This is a genomic window from Nocardioides sp. NPDC057772 (assembly GCF_042798075.1).
GTDB lineage: Bacteria > Actinomycetota > Actinomycetes > Propionibacteriales > Nocardioidaceae > Nocardioides.
Genome location: NZ_JBHVKN010000088.1, coordinates 2,619 through 19,516, shown reverse-complemented (window position 1 = coordinate 19,516; position 16,898 = coordinate 2,619). Strand labels below are relative to the sequence as shown.

17 protein-coding genes are annotated in these 16,898 nt (G+C 71.6%); 8 read left to right on the top strand and 9 right to left on the bottom strand.

Going from position 1 to position 16,898, the window contains the following annotated elements:
- The 7 genes from ACFVJS_RS15695 to ACFVJS_RS15665 form a co-directional block, all read right to left on the bottom strand.
- Window positions 1–621 (bottom strand): MFS transporter (locus ACFVJS_RS15695; RefSeq protein ID WP_378881839.1); only part of this gene is annotated, 621 nt, incomplete at its 3' end.
- Window positions 618–812 carry a DUF3046 domain-containing protein gene (locus ACFVJS_RS15690; protein ID WP_378881836.1) on the bottom strand — a complete coding sequence of 65 codons (195 nt, stop codon included), beginning with the start codon at window positions 810–812 and terminating at the stop codon, window positions 618–620. The genes ACFVJS_RS15690 and ACFVJS_RS15695, both read right to left, overlap by 4 nt.
- A gap of 25 nt (window positions 813–837) precedes the next feature.
- The gene (locus tag ACFVJS_RS15685) at window positions 838–1,980 is read right to left on the bottom strand and encodes a DinB family protein (protein WP_378881833.1); all 1,143 of its coding nucleotides are present in this window, start codon (window positions 1,978–1,980) and stop codon (window positions 838–840) included.
- 71 nt (window positions 1,981–2,051) lie between these two features.
- Complete coding sequence (locus tag ACFVJS_RS15680) at window positions 2,052–2,864, bottom strand: ABC transporter permease (protein WP_378881831.1); 813 nt, start codon at window positions 2,862–2,864, stop codon at window positions 2,052–2,054.
- Window position 2,865: 1 nt separating this feature from the next.
- Window positions 2,866–3,696 carry an ABC transporter permease gene (locus tag ACFVJS_RS15675; RefSeq protein ID WP_378881828.1) on the bottom strand — a complete coding sequence of 277 codons (831 nt, stop codon included), beginning with the start codon at window positions 3,694–3,696 and terminating at the stop codon, window positions 2,866–2,868.
- Window positions 3,696–4,610 carry an ABC transporter ATP-binding protein gene (locus ACFVJS_RS15670; protein WP_378881841.1) on the bottom strand — a complete coding sequence of 305 codons (915 nt, stop codon included), beginning with the start codon at window positions 4,608–4,610 and terminating at the stop codon, window positions 3,696–3,698. The genes ACFVJS_RS15675 and ACFVJS_RS15670 overlap by 1 nt, the downstream gene beginning before the upstream one ends.
- A 66-nt stretch (window positions 4,611–4,676) precedes the next feature.
- Entirely contained in the window at window positions 4,677–4,997 is a 321-nt protein-coding gene (locus ACFVJS_RS15665; protein WP_378881825.1) for a hypothetical protein, read from the bottom strand.
- 180 nt (window positions 4,998–5,177) lie between these two features.
- On the opposite strand from ACFVJS_RS15665, the gene ACFVJS_RS15660 reads away from it, so the two are divergent.
- From ACFVJS_RS15660 to ACFVJS_RS15650, 3 genes are all read left to right on the top strand, one after another.
- The gene (locus ACFVJS_RS15660) at window positions 5,178–7,232 is read left to right on the top strand and encodes a HelD family protein (RefSeq protein ID WP_378881822.1); all 2,055 of its coding nucleotides are present in this window, start codon (window positions 5,178–5,180) and stop codon (window positions 7,230–7,232) included.
- The gene (locus tag ACFVJS_RS15655; protein ID WP_378881819.1) at window positions 7,229–7,816 is read left to right on the top strand and encodes a GNAT family N-acetyltransferase; all 588 of its coding nucleotides are present in this window, start codon (window positions 7,229–7,231) and stop codon (window positions 7,814–7,816) included. Before ACFVJS_RS15660 ends, ACFVJS_RS15655 begins: the two co-directional genes overlap by 4 nt.
- Window positions 7,817–7,925: 109 nt before the next feature.
- Entirely contained in the window at window positions 7,926–8,345 is a 420-nt protein-coding gene (locus ACFVJS_RS15650) for a pyridoxamine 5'-phosphate oxidase family protein (protein WP_378881816.1), read from the top strand.
- Here the strand turns inward: ACFVJS_RS15650 and ACFVJS_RS15645 are convergent.
- Window positions 8,255–9,418 carry an NAD(P)-binding domain-containing protein gene (locus tag ACFVJS_RS15645; protein ID WP_378881814.1) on the bottom strand — a complete coding sequence of 388 codons (1,164 nt, stop codon included), beginning with the start codon at window positions 9,416–9,418 and terminating at the stop codon, window positions 8,255–8,257. The two genes, ACFVJS_RS15650 and ACFVJS_RS15645, sit on opposite strands and share 91 nt — an antisense overlap.
- A 124-nt stretch (window positions 9,419–9,542) precedes the next feature.
- Here ACFVJS_RS15645 and ACFVJS_RS15640 point away from each other — a divergent pair, with 124 nt between their 5' ends.
- The 5 genes from ACFVJS_RS15640 (at window position 9,543) to ACFVJS_RS15620 (ending at window position 16,253) form a co-directional block, all read left to right on the top strand.
- A complete protein-coding gene (locus ACFVJS_RS15640; protein ID WP_378881811.1) occupies window positions 9,543–10,895 on the top strand; it encodes a cytochrome P450 in 1,353 nt (450 codons plus the stop codon).
- Window positions 10,892–12,481 carry a succinic semialdehyde dehydrogenase gene (locus tag ACFVJS_RS15635; RefSeq protein WP_378881809.1) on the top strand — a complete coding sequence of 530 codons (1,590 nt, stop codon included), beginning with the start codon at window positions 10,892–10,894 and terminating at the stop codon, window positions 12,479–12,481. Before ACFVJS_RS15640 ends, ACFVJS_RS15635 begins: the two co-directional genes overlap by 4 nt.
- Window positions 12,478–14,031, top strand: a complete 1,554-nt coding sequence (locus ACFVJS_RS15630) for a class I adenylate-forming enzyme family protein (RefSeq protein ID WP_378881807.1) — start codon at window positions 12,478–12,480, stop codon at window positions 14,029–14,031. The genes ACFVJS_RS15635 and ACFVJS_RS15630 overlap by 4 nt, the downstream gene beginning before the upstream one ends.
- Window positions 14,028–14,864, top strand: coding sequence for an SDR family oxidoreductase (locus ACFVJS_RS15625; protein WP_378881805.1), 837 nt, complete (start codon window positions 14,028–14,030; stop codon window positions 14,862–14,864). Before ACFVJS_RS15630 ends, ACFVJS_RS15625 begins: the two co-directional genes overlap by 4 nt.
- Before the next feature lie 78 nt (window positions 14,865–14,942).
- The gene (locus ACFVJS_RS15620) at window positions 14,943–16,253 is read left to right on the top strand and encodes an APC family permease (RefSeq protein ID WP_378881802.1); all 1,311 of its coding nucleotides are present in this window, start codon (window positions 14,943–14,945) and stop codon (window positions 16,251–16,253) included.
- On the opposite strand, the gene ACFVJS_RS15615 is transcribed toward ACFVJS_RS15620, so the two are convergent.
- A partial coding sequence (locus ACFVJS_RS15615; protein WP_378881799.1) for a PLP-dependent aminotransferase family protein occupies window positions 16,176–16,898 on the bottom strand: 723 nt, incomplete at its 5' end. The genes ACFVJS_RS15620 and ACFVJS_RS15615 overlap by 78 nt on opposite strands.

Below are 16,898 nucleotides of genomic sequence, written 5' to 3'. Positions count from 1 at the left end.
CTTCTTGCCGTAGCGGACGGGCTCGATGTGGGTGTTGGCGTTCGGGTGGATCGACGAGGTGATCGCGATCGACCCGATCGCGAACGGGCCGGTGAGCGCCGGGATCCCGACGGCGTCGGAGAAGACCTCGGACACACCGGTCAGATTGGGTCCGATCACCGCTCCGATGGTGGTCGCCCAGACCACGACCGAGAGCGCCCGTGCCCGGCTCCTGGCGGGTGCGAGGTCGGTGGCGGCGTAGCGTGCCCCGTTGTTGGCCGCGGTGGTCGCACCCAGCAGGACCGCACCGACGAGCAGCAGCGTCATCGAGCCGACCACCCCGGCCAGCACCGCGAGCAGTCCCCCGGCCGCCCCGAGCAGGTAGCCCGCCAGCAGCCCGAAGCGGCGTCCGCGGGCGTCCATCACCCGCCCCAGGACGTACGCCGCCACGGCTGCGCCGAGCACCTGAGTCGTCTGCGAGAGACCCGCCATCGACTCCGAGCCGGACAGGTCACGCGCCAGCAGCGAGGCGGTCGCGATGCCGATGGTGATCCCCATCGCGCCGACCGCCTGGGTGGCGACCAGGGTGAGGATCGTGCGCCTCTGGACCGCGGCCACCGCGGTCGGTGCGACCAGGGTCACCGCTCACGCGCCGGCAGCTCCAGGGCCTTCCAGACCGCGGCCCAGACCTCCTTCGGCGGCACACCGTCGTCGAGCGCCTCCTGGGCGGTGCGTCCGTCCAGGTCGCCCATCACGAACTGGCGAGCCCACGCTCGCGCGTAGCCCTCGCCGAGCGCATCGTCCATTCGGGACCAGAACTCCGTGTGTCTCATCGTCCCGAATGCTACTCAGCCGAGCTCAGCCGCGCCGCCGGGCGAGCACGTCGAGCCAGACGTCGCCGAGCCGGCCGTCGGCGTGCCCGACCTCCAGGACGTCCCAGCCGGCCGCGTCCAGCGCCGCCCGCAGCTCGGGCTCACGCCAGTAGACGAAGAGCCGCGGCGCCTCGACGTGGCCGCGGTTGGTCCACTCCTCGCCGTCGCCCTCCTTCATCGACACGTGCAGCGCGCCGCCGGGGCGGGTGACCTCGGCGAGCCGGCCCAGCACGGTCCCGAAGTCGTCGCGGGCGACGTGCAGCAGCGTCGCCGAGGCCCAGACCGCGGCGTAGGGGACCTCGGGGTGCACGGGGTCGCGGAGGTCGTCGGTCAGCGGGTCCAGGCAGGCTGCGGCATACCCCTGCTTCCGCAGGTGCGCCACGAACCCCTCGCTGATGTCGGTGCGCCGCACCCGCACTCCCCCGGCCTCCAGGGCCTTGGCGTCGTGGCCCGGTCCGGTGCCGATCTCGAGGACGTGGTCGCCGGGCTCGAGCTCGGCGAGGAACCGGTCGAGCACCGAACGGGTCTCCTCGGAGAACGAGGTGCCCGCGACGTAGGTGGCGACGCTGGCGTCATAGGCGGCGACCGTCGCCTGCTTGGCGGCGGAGCGTACGTCCCACAGGTGGTGGACGACGTCGTGGAGGTGGTAGCGGCCCAGCGACTCGACGCTGAACACGTCGCCGTTGGACCGGATCCCGCGGCGACCCCAGGCGTCCGGCGGAACCTTCTCGTAGACGGTGGCCACCGCATCGGCGGCGTCCATCAGCTCCTCGGCCACGACCGCCGGGTCCTGGCTCGCGTAGTCGTCCTCGCGGGCAGCCACGTCCTGGTCCCAGTTGGCGAACCGGGGCTCGTCCTCGGCCAGCATCAGCCGCAGCCGCTCGCCGAAGATGCGGTGGACGTCGCGTACGTGGGCTCCGTACTCCAGCGCCGACCAGACGCCCGGGCGCGGCCGGACGCGCGCGTTCTCCGCGGCGAGGTAGATCTCCCAGTAGGTCGCGTTGTCGCGCACGATCTCGGGGAGCTGGTCGGCGGTCACGTCACCGGCGACGAAGCCACACTCCGGGCAGGGCCGGTCGAGGACCCAGGTCCAGTCCTTGGTGTCGGGCGTGATCGCGTCATAGGTCATGGGTCAATCCTGACGGCCCACCCGTGCCCCCACGAGGGAGATCCTGCCTATGAGACGCGAGTTGCTGCCGCTCAGGTGAGGAGTAGGGAGTCGAGCCTGCGCCGCACGACGACGAGCCCGATCGCGCCGAAGGCCAGCAGGTAGACCACCGAGACCAGCGAGCCCCACGACGGCACGCCGAGGGTCAGCTCGCGACACAGCACCACCCCGCGGTAGAGCGGCGTGAACTCCACGACCCAGCGCAGCCACTCCGGGTAGGCGGTGACCGGGAAGAAGGTGGCGCTGAACAGGAACATCGGCATCATCGCGAGGGTGACCTTCTCGAAGTCCTGCCAGGAGGTCATGTAGGTGGTCAGGGCCATGCCCACCGCGCCGAAGGCCGACCCGATCAGCAGCGCCGCGGGCACCACCAGGAGCGCCCACCAGGAGTGCACCAGGTCCATCGCGAGCATGATCAGCAGGAACGCGGCGACGTAGATGCCGCTGCGCAGCTGGTTCCAGAGGATCTCGCCGATCGCGATGTCGACCGTGCGCAGCGGCGTGGCCAGCATCTGGTCGTAGAGCTTGTTGTATTTCAGCTTGAAGAAGAAGTTGAACGTCGCGTCCAGCAGCGAACCGTTCATGGCCGAGGCCGCAATCATCCCGGGTGCGACGAAGTCGCGATACTCGATCGGCTCGCCGGCGTAGGTGAAGCCGGTGACGATCGCGCCGACGCCGATGCCGATCGAGAACAGGTAGAAGACCGGCTCCAGGAAGCCGGTGACGAACACCAGCCACGCCCGCCGGTAGACCAGGATGTTGCGCCACAGCAGCAGCCGGGCCGCCTCGCTGCCGCGCAGCGGCCTGGCGACGGTGGCGCCCACAGCGGCGTTGAAGAGTGCCATCTCAGGAGACCAGCCTCTCGGCGAGCTTGCGGATGGCCAGCCACCAGCACACGGCCGCCAGGATGCCGAGGTAGACGACGTGGATGGCCACCCTCCCCGGGTCGAGCTCGCCGAGCGTGAGCATCCGGGTCAGGTCGACGCCGTGCCACAGGGGTGAGGCCATCGCGACCGCCTCGAGCACGGGCCCGAGGTTGCCGATCGGGAAGAACGTGCCGCTGAACAGGGTCAACGGGATCATCCCCAACCGGAAGATCAGCGCGAAGGACTCCTCGCCCTTGATCGAGAGCGAGAACAACAGCACCGGTGTGGCGAAGGCCAGTGCCACCAGCCCCTGCACCAGCCAGGCCGCCAGCACGCCCCACACCGTCTCGAAGGTCCCGAAGGCGGCCAGGACCAGCAGGAACACGCCACAGGCGAACAGCGCCCGCAGCACCACCCAGCCGAGCTGGGCGAGGATGATGTGGGACGGAGCGAGCGGGGCCGCGATCATCGAGTAGTAGATCCGCTGCCACTTGAGCATGCCCATGACGGGATAGGTGAGATCGGAGAAGGCGATGGTCATCGCGTGAGCGGCGACCATGCCGGGAGCCACGAACGCCAGGTAGGTCGAGGCACCCTCGAGCGTGGCCGGGTCGGCGTCGACGAACCCGCCCAGCAGCACCCCTAGCGCCAGCACGTAGAAGAAGGGCGTCACGAAGGTGGTGATCACCCCGCCCTTCCAGGTGCGTGCCAGGACCGTGAGCCAGTAGTCGCCCATCCGCAGGGCACCGGCGACCAGCCCCGACGGCGCGGTCGGTGCGGTGGCCGGGCCCGAGTCGGCGTAGTCGGCCATCAGTCCACCAGCGTCCGGCCGGTGAGGTGCAGGAAGACGTCCTCCAGCGAGGAGCGCCGCACCAGGGTCGCCACGGGGACCAGGTCGCGGCTGTGGACGGCCTCGATGACCGCCTCGCCGTCGTCGCTGTAGAGCAGCAGCCGGTCGGGCAGCACCTCGATCCGCTCGGCGAGGTCCTCGACCTTGGCGGCGAGCGCCTCGTGCTCGCCGATGCCGAAGCGCAGCTCGGCGACCTCGCGAGTGGAGTGCTCCTGGATCAGACCCAGGGGCGTGCCGTGGGCCACGATGCGGCCCTGGTCCATCACCACGAGCTCATCGCACAGCTGCTCGGCCTCGTCCATGTAGTGGGTGGTCAGCAGCAGGGTCACGCCCGCCTGCTTGAGCCGGAAGAGCCGGTCCCAGATGACGTGGCGAGCCTGCGGGTCCAGGCCGGTGGTCGGCTCGTCGAGCACCAGGATCTCGGGTCGGTTGATCAGGCTCCGGGCGATGGTGAGCCGTCGCTTCATCCCGCCGGAGAGGTCGTCGACCTTCGCCTTGGCCTTCTCGGTGAGCTGGACGAAGTCGAGCAGCTCCTCGATCCGGCTCTTGACCTCGGCCCGCGGCAGTCCGAAGTAGCGGCCGTAGACGTAGAGGTTGTCGTAGACGTTGAGCTCGACGTCGAGGGTGTCCTCCTGGGGGCACACCCCGAGCCGCGCCTTGATCTTCGGTCCGTCCTTGCCCGGGTCCATCCCGAAGACCCGCAGCTCTCCGGCGCTGGGCGGCGAGACGCAGCAGATCATCCGCATCGTCGAGGACTTGCCGGCGCCGTTGGGACCCAGGAAGCCGAAGGCCACCCCAGGCCGCACCGAGACGTCGATGCCGCGCACCGCCTCGAAGTCGCCGAACGACTTGCGCAGCCCCCGCGCCGAGATCATCAGGTCTTCACCCACGTCGGCAAAGACTAGATGCGGGCGCCGACAGTTTCGAGCGAGTTAGGGCGGCTAGGTGCCCTGCTGCTTCTGGCGCCGGTTGTAGTCGCGCATCCGCTGCGGTACGCCGACCACCGCGGCGTCGTAGGACGGGACTCCGTGCTTGTTGGCGAACTTGTGCGCCCACTGCGCCGACGGCACCCGCCGCCGGGTCCACTCGCCGTCGTGGGCGACGAGCAGCAGGGTCACCTCGCTGACGACCGTGCGCGGCTCAACGAACCCCTCGACTCCCCGTCGGGTCTCGACGAACTGCTCGAGATGCTTCTGGTCGGTGGAGTCCGCGGCGCGCACTCGGGTGGATCCGGTGTAGCTCTCGCCCGTGGGACGGCTCATCCGCGTCCCTCTGCGTCGGAAACGATCGAACAGGCTCACGCCCCAAGTGTGCATCCCGCTACCCAACATGGGCGCCGATAAACCTGTTGGGCGTCCGCTCCGTGGTCGCCTATGTTGGAGCCTTTGACCCCACGCCCCGGTCCAACCACCAACCGCCGACGGAGAAGCGATGAGCCAGCCATGTCCGTAGACGACCTCGACGCGGAGCGCGCCCATCTGGACGCCTCCCGAAAGGATCTGGCCAGGATGCGGCGGCGGGTGGAGTCGCTGGACTCCTCGACGGCCGGCAACTGGGTCAGCGCCGAGATCCTCGACGCCACTCTCGCGCACCGGCTCGAGCAGCTCGCCGACGATCCCGAGGTGCCGCTCTTCTTCGGTCGCATCGACCGCACGGCCGCGGCGGGAGGCGAGAGCTTCCACATCGGCCGGCGTCATATCTCCGACAGCGCCGGCGACCCGATGGTCATCGACTGGCGCGCCCCGGTCAGCGTCCCGTTCTACCGGGCGTCGCGGACCGAGCCGATGGGCCTGACGCGGCGGCGGCGCTACGGGTTCTCCCACGGGGAGCTGACCGCCTTCGAGGACGAGTCGCTGACCGACGCCGGACCCACCCAGGAGCACTCGGCGATCCTCGAGGCCGAGATCGAGCGGCCGCGCGTCGGGCCGATGCGCGACATCGTCGCCACCATCCAGCCCGAGCAGGACGTCCTCGTCCGCGCCGACCTGTCGCAGACCATCGTCGTGCAGGGTGCCCCGGGGACCGGGAAGACGGCCGTGGGGCTGCACCGCGCGGCGTACCTTCTCTACGCGCACCGCGACCAGCTGACCCGGCGAGGGGTGCTCGTCGTCGGCCCCAACGCCTCGTTCCTGCGCTACATCCGCGACGTGCTTCCCGCGCTCGGCGAGATCGAGGCCAAGCAGGCGACGATCGCCGAGCTGGTCGCAATCCATGGCACGGTCCGCGCCGAAGAGACCGCAGCGGTGGCGACCTTGAAGGGCGACGTACGCATGGCCGAGGTGCTCCGCCGGGCGGTCTGGTCCCACCTCGCCGAGCCCGAGGAGGCCCTGGTCGTCCCGCGTGGGTCGCGGCGCTGGCGGGTGCCCGCTTATGAGGCGCGGGAGGCGCTGGAAGGGCTGCGCGCCAACGACCTCAGGTACGCAGCGGGCCGGGCCCTCCTCCCGCGGGCCCTGGCCCACCGGGTGCTGGTACAGATGGAGCGCTCCGGCGACTCCCCCGACGACCGGGTCCACGACGCGGTGGCGCGGGCCAAGCCGGTCAAGGATCTCGCCGATGCGCTGTGGCCGGACCTCAAGCCTGCGCGGGTGCTGTTCCGGCTGTTCACCGATGCGGCCTGGCTCGCGGAGGTGGCCGACGGCGTGCTCGACGAGCCGGAGCAGCAAGCGCTGCTGTGGGAGAAGCCGCCGCGCTCGGCGGGCGCCGCCCGGTGGTCGCTGGCCGACCTGGTGCTGCTCGACGAGATCTCCGACCTCCTCGACCGCACGCCGTCGCTCGCCCATATCGTCGCCGACGAGGCCCAGGACCTCTCCGCGATGATGCTGCGCGCCCTCGGCCGCCGCTCGACCACCGGGTCGCTGACGATCCTGGGCGACCTCGCCCAGGCGACCACGCCGTGGGCCTCCTCGTCCTGGGCGGAGGCCCTGGCCCACCTCGGCAAGCCCGCCGGCCATGTCGAGCAGCTGACCCGTGGGTTCCGGGTCCCGGCCGACGTGATCGCCTACGCCGCCCGCCTCCTCCCTCACATCGCGCCTGACCTGGAGCCGCCGGTCGCGGTGCGTCGGACCCGCGGCGACCTCGCCTTCACCACCTCGTCCGTCGTCGAGGCGCTCTCCGGGGCGTTGGAGCGCCCCGGGTCGGTGGGCCTGATCGTGCCCGACGCCACCCTGGCGGCGGTGCGCGCCGAGCTGACCGAGGCCGGGCTCGCCTTCGCCGAGATCGGGGTGCCCGCGGATGAGGAGACCGAGTTCGACGCCCATCTCGACCTGGTCCCGGCCTCGCTCGCGAAGGGCCTGGAGTTCGACCACGTGGTCGTCTCCGACCCGACCGCGATCGTCGCCGGCGAGCCCGACCGCGCCACCGGCCTGCGCCGCCTCTACGTCTGCCTCACCCGCGCGGTCACCTCCCTGGTCGTACGCGCCGCTGAGCTCACCGAGGGCGGCCTCCCCGAAGAACTCGGTGGCGTCCCGGAGCGGGAAGATGCGAAGGTGAGCGCATGATCGACCCGCGCCCTGATCCGCTGGTGAAGGCCGAGTGGCCGCTGCGCACCGAGCGGCTGGCGATCCGCCGGATGGACCTCGACGACATCGAGCCGACCTGGGCCTTCCGGAGCCTTCCGGAGGTGTCCGAGTGGGTGACCAGCGCGTTCGCCGACATCGACGCCTACCGCCGGATCTTCGAGCGCCCCGACGTCCTCGAGCCCGCTCTGGTGATCGAGCGCGACGGCGTCATCGTCGGCGACCTGATGCTGCGGATCACCGACCCGTGGTCGCAGACCGAGGTGCGCGAGCAGGCCAACGGCACCCAGGCCGAGCTCGGCTGGACCATCGCCCCCGACCACCAGGGCAACGGCTACGCCACCGAGGCCGTGCGCGCGGTGCTCGACGTCTGCTTCGGACCTCTCGGGCTGCGGCGGGTCGTCGCCGAGTGCTTCGCCGACAACGTGGCCTCCTGGCGGCTCATGGAACGCCTCGGGATGCGTCGCGAGTCGCACACGGTCAAGGACTCCCTGCACCGCACCCGCGGCTGGCTCGACGGCCTCTCCTACGCGATCCTCGCCGACGAATGGGCAGCTAAGCGCTGAGGGCCGCCTCGATCGCGGCCTCGCGGTGCAGCCGGGTCGTCGGGAACAGCGGCACACGGCCAGGAACGAGTGCCCAGAAATGTCGGACCCCAGCCGTACGTTGGACTTCATGGGAATTCCACTCGCAGACCGCCAGGAGCTCCTGGCACAGCCCCTGATCGCAGCGCTCTCGGTGAGCCGGGAGGACGGAAGGGCACCGCTGACGGTGCCGATCTGGTACGACTACACCCCCGGCGGCGAGGTGTGGTTCGTGACCGGGAAGGACTCGCTGAAGGCCCGGCTGCTCGCGGCCGCCGGACGGTGCACGATCATGGTCGAGCGGACAGACCCGACGGTCCGCTACGTGTCGGTCGAGGGACCGGTGCGGATCGCCGATGCCACCGAGGGCGAGTCGGAGGCGATGGCGCGGCGCTACCTGCCTCCCGAGGCGGCCGACGCCTACTTGGCGGAGGCGGCCAACTTCCCGCCTGAGGTGACCGTCCGGCTGGCGCCGGAGAACTGGCTCTCCGCCGACCTCGGCGCCTTCTGATCCTCGGCCGCCTCGGGGTCCGCCAGCTGCCGCCGGACCGCGAGCGCCGCGGCCCGGCCGGCGCGGCTGGCCCCGATGGTGCTCGCCGAGGGGCCATAGCCGACGAGCTGGACGCGCGGGTCGTACGCGGCCGTGACCGCGGTCTGGACGTCGGCCGACTCGCGCAGCAGCGGGATCCCGCCGTGGGAGCTGCGCAGGTGCAGCGGCGCGAGATGGGTGATCGCGGGCCGGAACCCGGTGGCCCACAGGATCGCGTCGACCGGCTCGAAGGCACCCGACTCCCAGCGCAGCCCGGAGGGCTCGATCCGGGCGAACATCGGCAGCCGACGCTCGTAGACCCCGAGCCGCGCGGCCTCCTGCTCCTGGGGGCGCAGCGAGAGGCCGGTGACGCTGACGACGCTCGCCGGTGGCAGACCGGCCTCGACCCGCTCGGCCACGCGGGTGACCGCCTCGCGCCCACGCTCGGCGTCGAAGTCGGAGCGCCAGACCGGCTCCCGCCGCGTGATCCAGAGCACCGAGGTGAGCGGCGCGAGCTCACCGAGGAACTGCACCGCCGAGGCTCCCCCGCCGACCACCGCGACCCGCTTCCCGACGAAGTGAGCGGCCCCGGGGTAGTCGTGGGTGTGCACCTGCTCCCCCAGGAACGTCGAGGCGCCCGGATAGTGCGGGACGAACGGCCGCGTCCAGGTGCCGGTCGCGTTGACGAGCGTGCGCGTGAACCAGGTCCGCCCGTCGGCGGCGTGCACGGCGAGCAGGTCACCGACCGAGGTCACCGAGGTGACCTTCACCGGGCGCTCGACCGGAAGATCGTGCAGAGACTCGTAGAGGCCGAACCAGCTCGGCACGGCCACGTTGGCCCGCTCGCCGGACTCCCCCGGCGCCCGCCCGTCCGGCAGGTCGGCCACGCCGTGCACGTCGTGCATGGTCAGTGAGTCCCAGCGGTGCTGCCAGGCGCCACCTGGGCGCCGCTCGGCGTCGAGCACCACGTGGCGTACGCCCAGCCGGTTGAGGTGGTAGGACGCCGACAGCCCCGCCTGGCCGGCACCGATCACCACTGACTCGTAGCTCTCCACGCACACCTCAACAACGGCCCAGTCACATCCATGCCCACCGAACGGCTGCGGGAACAGGTTCTACTTGACTACCCTCGGACACGTCACTCGGGACCGGGAGGTCGGACACGATGGATCAGACACCATGACAGCGACCGAGACGCTTCGCGAGATCCCACGACTCGCGCCCGGCGACCGCGGGCTCCCCTGGGTCGGGCGACTGCTGGACTACTCCCGCGACCCGGTCGGCTTCTACCGGCACCAGTGGGAGACGTACGGGCCGGTCTCGCCGTTCTTCCGGGCCGGCGAGACCGGCGTGGTCGTGCTCGGGCCGGACGCCTGCGAGGCGGTGCTGCGCAACAAGGACAAGGCGTACGCCAACGGGCCGGCCTGGGGGCAGATCGTCGGCCCCTTCTTCGACCGCGGCCTGATGCTGCTCGACTTCGAGGAGCACCACGCCCACCGCCGCATCCTGCAGGAGGCCTTCACCCGCGACCGGCTGGCCACCTACACGACCGCGATGCACCCGGCGATCGCGCAGGGCATGCGCCGCTGGCCTGCCGCGCCGGCGTTCCCGGCCTACCCGAGGCTCAAGCAGCTCACCCTCGACATCGCCGCGGACATCTTCATGGGCGGTGCGGCCGAGACCAGCCGTGCCGAGATGGACCGGGTCAACCGGGCGTTCATCGCCTGCGTGCAGGCGGCCGCGGGCGTCGTACGCGCCGACGTGCCGTTCACCCGCTGGGGCCGCGCCTTCCGCGGCCGGAAGGTGCTGGAGGGCTTCCTGCGTCACTACCTGCCGGCCAAACGAGCCCAGGCGACCGACGACATCTTCTCGGTGCTGTGCCACATCGAGACCGACGACGGCGAGCGGTTCAGCGACGAGGACGTCGTCAACCACATGATCTTCTTGATGATGGCGGCCCACGACACCTCGACCATCACCACCTCGACCATGCTGCAGTACCTGGGCCAGCATCCGCAGTGGCAGCAGCGCTGCCGCGAGGAGTCCCTCGCCCTCGGCCCGGCGCCGACGCTGCCCGAGCTCGAGACCCTCACCAGCCTGGACCTGGTGATGAAGGAGGCGCTGCGGCTGCGCGCCCCGGTGCCGGCCCTGATCCGGCGCACCGTCAAGGAGACCCGCCTCCTCGGCGTACGCATCCCCGCCGACACCGCGGTGATGGTCGGGGTCCAGTTCAGCCACATGATGGAGGACTACTGGACCAACCCGTCCGTCTTCGACCCCGAGCGCTTCGCCCCGCACCGCCGCGAGGACAAGAGCCACCGGATGGCGTGGGAGCCCTTCGGCGGCGGGGTGCATAAGTGCATCGGCCTCTACTTCGCCGGCCTCGAGGTCAAGTCGATCCTGCACCGGCTCCTGCGCGACTACCGGTGGAGCGTCTCCCCCGGCTACCGCGCCCCTCTCGACAACAGCTCGCTGCCGTTCCCGAAGGACGGCAACCCCATCCACCTGACCCGGACCCGAGGAGATCGATGACCACGAAGACAGCGGAGGCCCGGAGCGTACGTCCCGGCTGGATCGACGAGTCACGGCTCGCCTCCTGGACCCGGTGGGTGTCGGCTCCGGTCTCCGGTGGCGACGGCACGCTGACCGCCGTCGCGCCCTACGACGCGCAGCCGACCGCCCCGGTGCCGTCGGTGACCGCCGCGGACGTCGCCGAGGCGGCGGCCGCCGCGCGGGCGGCCCAGCCCGACTGGGTCACGCTCGACTTCCAGGACCGTGCCGAGGTCATGCTCCGGTTCCACGACCTGCTGGTCGAGCGGCAGGACGAGGTGCTCGACCTGATCCAGTGGGAGATGGGCAAGGCCCGCTTCCACGCCTGGCAGGAGATCCTGCAGGTCGGCACCATCGTCCGCCACTACGCCAGGCGCGGCCCGGCCTACCTGGCCGACAAGCGGGTCCGTGGGGCCATCCCCGGCGTCACCTCGGTGAAGGAGGTGCGCGTCCCGAAGAAGGTCGTCGGGATCATCTCGCCGTGGAACTACCCGCTCTACCTCGGCGTCGGCGACGCGGTCCCGGCCTTGCTCGCCGGTGCGGCGGTGATCAGCAAGGCCGACCCGCAGGCGCCGCTGACACTGCTCTGGGCGCGGGCGCTGATGGCCGAGGCGGGGCTGCCCGAGCACGTCTGGCAGGTCGTCACCGGGCCGGGAGCCGCCACCGGCGAGGCGGTCATCGACAACGTCGACTACATCGCCTTCACCGGCTCGACGGCGACGGGAAGGATCGTGGCCCAGCGTGCCGCCGGCCGGCTGATCGGCGCCTCTCTCGAGCTCGGCGGGAAGAACCCGCTCATCGTCCGCCGCGACGCCGACCTCGCCCAGGCCGCCCGCGGCACGGTGATGGCCGCCTTCGCCAACACCGGCCAGATGTGCGTCCACGTCGAGCGGGTGATCGCGCACACCGACGTCTACGACGCCTTCCGCAAGGCACTGGTCGCCGAGACCGAGAGCCAGGTCGTCGGGCAGGCCTTCGACTACTCCGTCGACATCGGGTCGCTCGCCTCGCAGGCACAGCTCGACAAGGTCACCGCCCACGTGGCCGACGCGGTCGCGAAGGGAGCGACGGTGCTCGCCGGCGGCGAGCCGCTCGCCGAGGTGGGCCCGTTCGCCTTCGCCCCCACCGTGCTCGAGGGGGTCACGGACGAGATGGATCTGTGCCTGGGCGAGACCTTCGGCCCGGTGGTGGCGCTCTATCGTGCCGGCACCGACGAGGAGGCGGTGCGGATCGCCAACCAGGGCGAGGCGGGGCTCTCGGCGAGCGTGTTCAGCAGGAACGTCCGCGAGGCCGACATGATCGCCCGCCGGATCCGCGCCGGCGCGGTGAACATCAACGACGGCGCCGCGCTGGCGGCCGGCAGCATCGAGGCCGGGATGGGTGGCATGGGTTCGAGCGGACTGGGGAGACGCCACGGCGCCGACGGGATCCGCAAGTTCACCGACGCCCAGACCGTCGCCGCCTCTCGGATGGGGCCGATCGGGCCGCTCAGGGGGCAGACCATCGAGAAGTTCGTGCAGCTCGGCAACGGGCAGCTCAAGGCGCTGCGGAAGCTGGGCGTCCGATGAGCGGGCCGGTCACGCAACCGGGCGAGCACAACCTGGCGGTGCTTGCCGAGCAGTCCTACGCCCGCCACGGCGACCACCCGATGGTCTTCTTCGAGGGCACCTGGCACTCCTCGGGCGAGATCGCCGAGCGGTCCGCCCGGGTCGCCGGCGGCCTGCGCGACCTCGGGATCGAACCCGGCGACCGGGTCGTGGTGCTCACCATGAACACGCCGGAGGTCTTCGTCAGCTACCGCGCGCTGTGGCGCGTCGGTGCGGTCGTGACGCCGGTGATCTTCCTGCAGACGCCACCCGAGCTGCGCCACATCCTGGAGGACTCCGGCGCCAAGGCGGCCATCGTCACGCCCGAGCTGCTGCCCCTGGTCCAGGCCGCCTCCGAGGGCCTCGAGCTCACCGTCGTCGTGGCCGGGTCCGGCGCCGGCGGCGAGGAGGCGGGGGTGGTGGCGTACGAGAGCCTGGAGAGCGCCGACCCGATCGACATCGCGCCCCGCGGCGACGACGACCTCGCGGCCCTGCTCTACACCGGCGGCACGACCGGGCGAGCCAAGGGTGTGATGCTGAGCCACCGCGGGCTGTGGGAGTCCGGGCACGCCCTCCACCGGGTCGGGGAGAGCCAGGGCACGACGCGGTGGCTGCTGCCGCTGCCGCTCTCCCATGCGTACGGCCTGATCGTGGTCATCAGCGGCCTGCACTCCTCGCGCCCGCAGAGCTCGGTGCTGCAGCGGTGGTTCGACGCCAAGGGGTGGCTCGAGCTCGCCCAGGAGCACCGGGTGGAGTCGAGCACGGTGGTGCCATCGATGTTGCAGATGCTGCTCGACCAGCCCTACCAGGACTACGACCTGAGCTCGCTGCGCTCCTTCGGCAGCGGCGGGGCGCCGCTGCTGCCGGCGCTGCGGGAGAAGGCCGAGGAGGCGTTCGGGGTGACGATCCTGGAGGGCTACGGCTGCACCGAGTCGAGCGCGGTGATCGCCGCCTCGACCATCGAGGAGTCGCGGCCCGGCAGCGTCGGCAAGCCGCTCTCCCACGCCGAGGTGATCATCGCCGGACCGTCCGGTGATCGGCTCCCCGTCGGCGAGCAGGGCGAGATCTGGGTGCGTGGTCCCGGGGTGATGCAGGGATACTGGAACGACCCCGAGCAGACCGCCGCGACCGTCGTCGACGGCTGGCTGCACACCGGCGACATCGGCCACTTCGACGCCGACGGCTACCTCTACGTCGACGACCGGATCAAGGACCTGATCATCCGTGGTGGGTTCAACGTCTTCCCGCGCGACGTCGAGGACGCCCTGCTGGCCCATGAGGCCGTCTCCGCCGCCGCGGTCGTCGGCCGCCCCGACGACCAGCGAGGCGAGGAGGTGGTCGCGGTCGTCGCCCTCCACCCCGGCGCCCGCACCACGCCCGAGGAGCTGATCGCGTTCGCGAAGACGCGGCTCGCGGCCCACAAGTACCCGCGCGAGGTCCGGATCCTCGACGCCGTGCCCGTCACCAGCGTCGGCAAGACCGACAGGAAAGCCGTACGCAGCATGGTCCGCACCACCGAAGGAGAGTCATGACACGCCAGATCGAGGGAACCTCCGTCATCGTCACCGGCGGCGCACGGGGCATCGGTCGCGCCACCGTCGAGCGGCTGGCGCGCGCCGGGGCATCGGTCGCCGTCGGCGACCTGGACCCGGACCTGCTCGCCGACCTGGTGGACTCGTTCGGGTCCCGGGTGGTGGCGGCTCATCTCGACGTCACCGACCACGGCTCCTGGCGCGCTTTCCTCGACACGGTCGCCGACCTGGGGCCGTGGGACGTGCTGGTCAACAACGCCGGGATCATGCCCCTCGGGTCGGTCCTCAAGGAGGACGACGCGCTCACTCGGGCGATCTTCGAGGTCAACGTGCACGGTCCGATCAACGGGATCAAGGCGGTCGCTCCGGCCATGGTCGACCGGGGCCAGGGCCACATCGTCAACGTCGCCTCGGCCGTCGGCCGGGTGCCGGTGCCGGACGCGGCGACCTACTCGGCCTCGAAGTTCGCCGTGGTCGGGTTCTCCGAGGCGCTGCGGATGGAGCTGGCGCCGTCCGGGGTCGACGTCTCGCTCATCCTGCCGGCGGTCGTGCAGACGGAGCTGTCCGACGGGGTGCCGCCCGCCAAAGGGATGAAGCCGGTCACCGCCGAAGACGTCGCGGAGGCGATCGAGTCGGTCATCCGCGAGCCGCGGCCGGAGGTCTGGGTGCCTGGCTGGGCCCAGTCGCTGACCAAGATCACCCAGGCGATGCCGCGCCGGTTCCAGGACTTCGTCGACCGCGCGACCAACGCCTCGCAGCTGCTCGCCGGCGTCGACCCGGCGGCGCGGGCGGCATATGAGGAGCGGGTGCGGCGCAACGTACGTCAGGGCTGAGCGGCGACGGATTGGCCCAGGAGACGGGCACCGGATTGGCCGAGCGCGGAGGGCTCCGCGCTCACTAGCGTCTGCGTCGTGAACAACGACGGACTCTCCGTGCCCCAGGGCGCGGCCCTCACCCTCGGTGCGGTGCTCGGCACCGGCGTCATCTCCCTGCCGGCCCTGGCGGCGAGCGAGGCCGGCCCGGCCTCCCTCGTGGCCTGGCTGGCACTCATCGTGCTCTCGGTGCCGCTGGCGGCGACCTTCGCCGCGCTGGGGGCGCGGCACCCGGACGGCGGCGGGGTGGCGACGTACGCCCGGCTCGCGTTCAATCACCACGTCGCCACGATGGTGGGCTGGACCTTCTACCTGACGATCGGCGTGGGGGCTCCGGTCGCGGCCGGCTTCGGTGGAGCGTACGTCGCCGACGCCTTCGGCGGCGGCCAGACCATGTCGCTGGCGGCGACGGTGGGGATCATCGTGCTCGTCACGGTCATGAACTGGTTCGGGATCAAGGTGTCCGGGGGCGTGCAGCTCGCGATCGCCGGGACGATCGCGGTGCTGCTCGCGGTGGCGGTCCTGGTGGCGCTGCCGCACGCCGAGCTGGGGCGGCTGACGCCGTTCGCGCCGCACGGATGGGGCTCGGTCGGCACTGCCGCGGCGATGCTGGTGTGGGCGTTCGCGGGCTGGGAGATCCTGTCCTCGCTCTCGGCCGAGTATCGCGACCCGGCGCGCGACATCCGCCGGGCGACCGCCATCGCGCTGGTCGTGGTGACGGTGCTCTACCTGGGGATCGCGTTCGCGACCGTCGCCGCGCTCGGCTCTGCCTCGAGTGCCGCGCCGCTCGCCGACCTGCTCGTCCTCGGCTTCGGCGAGCCCGCGCGCCCGGTCACGGCGGTCGTCGCGGTGCTGCTGACGATCGGGGCGATCAACGCCTATTTCGCCGGCGGCTCGCGGCTGGGCGCCTCGCTGGCACGTGAGGGCGGCCTGCCCGGTTTCCTCGCCGCACCTGCCACCGCGATCCCTCGGCGCTCGCTGCTCGCGATCTGCGCGATCGCGCTCGGCACGCTGGCGGTGACCTGGGTCGCCGGCTCCTCGAGCGACGCCGCGCTGCTGATGGCCTCGGGGACCTTCTCGCTGCTCTACGTCGTGGGGGCCGCCGCCGCTCTACGGCTGCTCCCGCGGGGCACGCGGTCGTGGTGGGCTGCGGTCTGCTCCATGGTCGCCGCGCTGGTGCTGCTGGGCCTCACCGGCGCCCATCTGCTCGGACCGGTGCTCGGCGCCGGCGCCGGGCTGGCGTGGTCGCTGGCCCGCTCCCGCCGCGTCGCGTCACGCCCAGCCCGCGAGCTCGCCCAGGCGCTCGAGCCCGCGCGGGAGGCTGTCTGTCCGGACGGCTCCGTAGCCTAGGAAGAGCCCGTCGCGGCCAGGCAGCTGACGATGTGCGGCGATCGTGTCCAGCGCCAGACCCTCGGCCGCGGCGCGTTCGGGCAGGTCGGGAGGGAGGTCGGCGTAGGCCGAGAGGTGCAGGCCGGCCGCCGACGGGAGCACCTCCACCGGCCAGGAGTCGAGATGCTGGAGGAGGATCGAGCGTCGCTCGGCGTACGTCTTGGACGCCTTGCGCACGTGGCGGGCGAGCAGACCCTCCTCCAGGAAGCGGGCCAGGGCGGCCTGGGGCTGGACGGGGCCGAAGCCGTCGCCGAGCTGCTTGGCGGCCAGGAGGCTGTCGACGAGGGAGCCCGGGGCGACCAGGTAGCCGGTGCGCAGGCTGGGCAGCAGCGACTTGGAGAACGTGCCGACGTAGATCACCCGACCCTGGTCGTCGAGGGCGTGCAGCGGCTCCAGCGGCCGCTCGGTGAACCGGAACTCGCTGTCGTAGTCGTCCTCGACGATGCCCGCGCCGTGGGTGTCGGCGAAGGCGAGGAGCGCTCGACGGCGTGGGAGGGAGAGGCGTACGCCGAGCGGGAACTGGTGGCTCGGGGTCGTGTAGACCAGCCTTGCCTGCTCCGGGATTTGCTCGACGACCAGCCCCTCCTCGTCCACCGGGACCGGCAC

What these genes read in the sequence shown, in the direction of transcription:
- ACFVJS_RS15690 (WP_378881836.1), bottom strand. Translation starts at nt 812, where the DNA reads ATGAGACACACGGAGTTCTGGTCCCGAATGGACGATGCGCTCGGCGAG.
- ACFVJS_RS15685 (WP_378881833.1), bottom strand. Translation starts at nt 1,980, where the DNA reads ATGACCTATGACGCGATCACGCCCGACACCAAGGACTGGACCTGGGTC.
- ACFVJS_RS15680 (WP_378881831.1), bottom strand. Translation starts at nt 2,864, where the DNA reads ATGGCACTCTTCAACGCCGCTGTGGGCGCCACCGTCGCCAGGCCGCTG.
- ACFVJS_RS15675 (WP_378881828.1), bottom strand. Translation starts at nt 3,696, where the DNA reads ATGGCCGACTACGCCGACTCGGGCCCGGCCACCGCACCGACCGCGCCG.
- ACFVJS_RS15670 (WP_378881841.1), bottom strand. Translation starts at nt 4,610, where the DNA reads ATGATCTCGGCGCGGGGGCTGCGCAAGTCGTTCGGCGACTTCGAGGCG.
- ACFVJS_RS15665 (WP_378881825.1), bottom strand. Translation starts at nt 4,997, where the DNA reads ATGAGCCGTCCCACGGGCGAGAGCTACACCGGATCCACCCGAGTGCGC.
- ACFVJS_RS15660 (WP_378881822.1), top strand. Translation starts at nt 5,178, where the DNA reads ATGTCCGTAGACGACCTCGACGCGGAGCGCGCCCATCTGGACGCCTCC.
- ACFVJS_RS15655 (WP_378881819.1), top strand. Translation starts at nt 7,229, where the DNA reads ATGATCGACCCGCGCCCTGATCCGCTGGTGAAGGCCGAGTGGCCGCTG.
- ACFVJS_RS15650 (WP_378881816.1), top strand. Translation starts at nt 7,926, where the DNA reads ATGGGAATTCCACTCGCAGACCGCCAGGAGCTCCTGGCACAGCCCCTG.
- ACFVJS_RS15640 (WP_378881811.1), top strand. Translation starts at nt 9,543, where the DNA reads ATGACAGCGACCGAGACGCTTCGCGAGATCCCACGACTCGCGCCCGGC.
- ACFVJS_RS15635 (WP_378881809.1), top strand. Translation starts at nt 10,892, where the DNA reads ATGACCACGAAGACAGCGGAGGCCCGGAGCGTACGTCCCGGCTGGATC.
- ACFVJS_RS15630 (WP_378881807.1), top strand. Translation starts at nt 12,478, where the DNA reads ATGAGCGGGCCGGTCACGCAACCGGGCGAGCACAACCTGGCGGTGCTT.
- ACFVJS_RS15625 (WP_378881805.1), top strand. Translation starts at nt 14,028, where the DNA reads ATGACACGCCAGATCGAGGGAACCTCCGTCATCGTCACCGGCGGCGCA.